The organism is Pseudomonas sp. HMSC063H08, from assembly GCF_001813645.1.
In the GTDB taxonomy this organism is placed as follows: domain Bacteria; phylum Pseudomonadota; class Gammaproteobacteria; order Pseudomonadales; family Pseudomonadaceae; genus Pseudomonas; species Pseudomonas aeruginosa.
Genome location: NZ_KV813438.1, coordinates 1 through 3,854, shown reverse-complemented (window position 1 = coordinate 3,854; position 3,854 = coordinate 1). Strand labels below are relative to the sequence as shown.

Sequence of the window (3,854 nt, the reverse complement as noted above, 5' to 3'; positions counted from 1 at the left end):
ATGAGGAACGACAGGGCGAGCATCTTCAGCGATGGGTGTTTCTCGATGAAGTCGCTGATGGTGCCTGCCGCCAGCATCATCACGCCGACCGAGATGACGATCGCCGCGACCATCACCGGCACGTTCTGCACCAGACCGACGGCGGTGATCACCGAGTCCAGGGAGAAGATGATGTCGATGATCGCGATCTGGACGATGATGCCCATGAAGCCGTGGGCCTTGCCGCCGCTCTTCTGCTCTTCTTCCGCGCCTTCCAGGCTGTGGTAGATCTCCATGGTGCTCTTGAACAGCAGGAACAGGCCGCCGAAGAAGAGGATCAGGTCACGCCCGGAGATGCCCTGGCCGAACAGGTGGAACAGGTCGGTGGTCAGGCGCATGACCCAGGTGATCGAGAGCAACAGCAGGATCCGCGTGCCCATGGCCAGGGCCAGGCCGAAGAAGCGCGCCTTCGGTTGCTGGGCCGGCGGCAGGCGCCCGACCAGGATCGAGATGAAGATGATGTTGTCGATGCCGAGGACGATTTCCAGGGCGGTCAGGGTCAGGAACGCGACCCAGATTTCAGGACTGGCGAGCCATTCCATAGATGGTTATTTCCCGTTTTTTGTTGGAGTTGAAAAACCTGGCCCACGCCAGCGACGCACGGCTTTCTGGAAGAACAGGCTGTTGGGAACCTGCAGCAGCGGGCCCGGCGAGCCATCCTCGAGGGTTTCTTCCAGTGTCGTATACAAGAGATTGATGGCAACCACGCGTCCGGTGACGCCCGGTTTGTCGGCGCTATCGATCAGCTCCACGCGGTCGCCGATGCGGAACGGTCCGACGGTGAAGATCAGCAACGCACAGAACAGGTTGGAGAGCACGCTCCAGATGGCGAAGAAGGCTACCGCCGCCACCGCGGCGAAACCGGTCAGCGCGGTCCACAGCACTTCGGCGGACACGCCCAGGCGCTCCAGCACCATGATCAGTGCGCTGACCATGATCAGCCAGCGCAGGCCGCCACGCAGCGGCAGGAGCAGCTCCGGCGGCACCGGATAACGCTCGCCGATACGGGTCACCGTGCGTCGGACCAGGCGCTGGAGCAGCCAGGCGACCAGCAGGATGAGCAGGATCTGCAGCGCCACCACCAGCGGCCCGCTCCAGGTCTGCGTCAACATCTGCAGGTTATCCATCACTCACTGGCCTCCAGTTCTTTCTGCAAGGCTTCGAGGGTTTCCAGGGCCTCCAGCCAACGTTCCTCCAGCTCGCCTTCGCGAACCTTCAGGCTCGATTGTTCGGACAGCAACTCGCGCAATTCGTCCTTTCGCGATACGTCGTACAGGGCGCTGTCGCCCAGCCGCGCCTCGATAGCGGCTAGCTTTTCGTGCAGGCCGCCGAGTTCGCGCTCCAGCTTGTCGGCCTCGCGCTTGTGCGGCGCCAGCTGCTGGCGCAGCGCGGCCGCTGCCTGGCGCTGGGCGCGCTTGTCGGTGCGTTCGGTCGGCGCACCCGGCGCGGTCTCGGCCTGCGGCGCCTTGCGCGCGCGATAGTCGACCAGCCAGCGGGCGTAATCGTCGAGATCGCCATCGAACGGCACCACGCGCCCATCGGCGACCAGGAGGAATTCGTCGGTGGTGCTTTTGAGCAGGTGCCGGTCGTGGGAAACCACCAGGACCGCCCCGGAAAACTCCTGTAGAGCCATGGTCAAGGCCAGGCGCATTTCCAGGTCGAGGTGGTTGGTCGGCTCGTCGAGCAGCAGCAGGTTGGGCTTCTGCCAGGCGATCAGCGCCAGGGCCAGGCGCGCTTTCTCGCCACCGGAGAAGTTCAATACCGGCTCGTCCACCCGAACGCCGCGGAAGTCGAAGCCGCCGAGGAAGTCCTTGAGGGTCTGTTCGCGCTCGCCGGGGGCGATACGCTGCAGATGCAGCAACGGGCTGGCCTGTGGGTCCAGCGAATCGAGCTGGTGCTGGGCGAAGTATCCGATGGCCAGGTTCTCGCCGCGCAGCAGGCGGCCGCCCAATTCGGGCAGGTCCCCGGCCAGGGTCTTGATCAGGGTCGACTTGCCGGCACCGTTGGGACCGAGCAGGCCGATCCGCGCACCGGGCACCAGTTGCAGCTTGACCTTCTCCAGCACCGCCTTGTCGCCATAGCCGAGACGGCCTTCGCCGAGATCCAGCAACGGCCGGGAGATCTTGTCCGACTCGCGGAAACTGAAATTGAACGGCGAATCGACATGTGCCGGCGCCAGTTCCTCGAGACGCTCCAGCGCCTTGATCCGGCTCTGCGCCTGGCGCGCCTTGGTGGCCTTGGCCTTGAAGCGGGCGATGAAGCTTTCCATGTGCGCACGCTGCGCCTGCTGTTTCTCGTAGGCCTGCTGTTGCTGAGCCAGCCGCTCGGCGCGGGTCCGCTCGAAAGCGGAATAGCCGCCGCGATAGAGGGTCAGCTTGCGGTTTTCCAGATGCACCACATGGTCCACCACCGCATCGAGGAAGTCGCGGTCGTGGGAGATCAGCACCAGAGTGCCGGGATAACCCTTGAGCCACTCTTCCAGCCAGAGGATGGCGTCCAGGTCGAGGTGGTTGGTCGGCTCGTCGAGCAACAGCAGGTCGGACGGGCACATCAGCGCCTGCGCCAGGTTCAGGCGCATCCTCCAACCGCCGGAGAAATCACCGACCCGGCGCTCCATCTGCTCGCTGCTGAAGCCGAGTCCGGCCAGCAGCTTGCGCGCCCGCGCATCGGCGGTGTAACCGTCGGCGTTGTCCAGTTCGGTATGCAGGCGCGCCAGGGCAGAACCGTCGTGCGCCGCTTCGGCGGCGGCCAGTGCCGCCTGGATCTCGCGCAGGCGACTGTCGCCGTCGAGCACGTAATCCACCGCCAGGCGATCCAGGGTATCGACCTCCTGGCGCATGTGCGCGATGCGCCAGTCGGCGGGCAACAGGCAGTCGCCGGCATCCTGGCCGAGCTGGCCGCGCAACAGCGCGAACAAGCTGGACTTGCCAGCGCCATTGGCCCCGATGAGACCGGCTTTCTGGCCGGCGTGCAGGGTCAGTTCAGCAGCTTCCAGGAGGCGCTGCGGCCCGCGCTGTAGCGTAAGATTGAGGAGTCGGATCATGGCGGCGGAGTTTATCAGTTTCGCCCTTGCGGAGCGTGAGGCTGTATGACTGGAAATGTCTGGAAATTCGCGGTGGACGTCTATGCCCAGCCGGGCGTGGAAACGGCTTGCCTCGCGCTTCAGGAGCAAGGTGCGGACGTCTGCCTGTTGCTGGTCGCCGCCTGGCTTGGAAGGCGCGGTGTGAGCTGCTCGAAAGAACGCGCCCAGATCCTGGAGAACGCCGCGCGCCCCTGGCGCGAAACGGTCATCGAACCCCTGCGCAGATTGCGTTGCGCCTGGCGCGAAGCGGCAACCCACGATGCCTGCCTGGCCGAACTCCGCGAGGAAATGAAGGCCCAGGAACTACGAGCGGAACGGGAACACCTGCAACGCCTGGCCGACCTGGCCACAGCCTGGCTGGAGGGCCAGGAGGCGAATCGTAATGCGGATGCCTGGCTGCAAGCCTGCAGCCGGGACATCTGCACGGAAGCAGAGCGCCGGGCTTTGCTGGTGCTTGGCTCGGCGGCTTTGCAGACAGCGCCTTAGGAGGCGCTGGTCGGGGCGGCGCCGTTGCTGCCCGCGGCAGGCGTTGCCGAAGCAGCGCTGGAGGCGGCTGCCGGGGCGCTGGGAGTCGCCGCAGGCTTCGCAGCAGGAGCGGTGGCGGGCTTGGCTGCGGCAGGTTTCGCGGCTACGGGTTTCGCCGCAGGCTTGGCCACCGGTTTCGCCGCAGGCTTCGCAGCCGGCTTGGCTGCAGGCTTCGCGGCCGCCGGTTTCGCCACAGGCTTCGCCGCCG

General features: G+C 65.6%; 5 protein-coding genes. 1 reads left to right on the top strand and 4 read right to left on the bottom strand.

Features of this window, described 5'->3' with window-relative positions:
• The 3 genes from HMPREF2924_RS14305 to HMPREF2924_RS14295 all read right to left on the bottom strand — a co-directional run.
• The coding region (locus tag HMPREF2924_RS14305; RefSeq protein WP_049330643.1) for a TerC family protein at positions 1–581 on the bottom strand (581 nt) is incomplete at its 3' end.
• A gap of 6 nt (positions 582–587) precedes the next feature.
• Positions 588–1,166, bottom strand: a complete 579-nt coding sequence (locus tag HMPREF2924_RS14300; RefSeq protein WP_003123700.1) for a mechanosensitive ion channel family protein — start codon at positions 1,164–1,166, stop codon at positions 588–590.
• Entirely contained in the window at positions 1,166–3,082 is a 1,917-nt protein-coding gene (locus HMPREF2924_RS14295) for an ATP-binding cassette domain-containing protein (RefSeq protein WP_003111257.1), read from the bottom strand. Before HMPREF2924_RS14295 ends, HMPREF2924_RS14300 begins: the two co-directional genes overlap by 1 nt.
• Before the next feature lie 45 nt (positions 3,083–3,127).
• Here HMPREF2924_RS14295 and HMPREF2924_RS14290 point away from each other — a divergent pair, with 45 nt between their 5' ends.
• Positions 3,128–3,607 carry a TIGR02444 family protein gene (locus HMPREF2924_RS14290; RefSeq protein WP_003096377.1) on the top strand — a complete coding sequence of 160 codons (480 nt, stop codon included), beginning with the start codon at positions 3,128–3,130 and terminating at the stop codon, positions 3,605–3,607.
• Here HMPREF2924_RS14290 and HMPREF2924_RS34355 read toward each other — a convergent pair.
• Positions 3,604–3,854, bottom strand: a 251-nt coding sequence (locus HMPREF2924_RS34355) for a hypothetical protein (RefSeq protein WP_003123702.1), incomplete at its 5' end; no start/stop codon positions are given. The two genes, HMPREF2924_RS14290 and HMPREF2924_RS34355, sit on opposite strands and share 4 nt — an antisense overlap.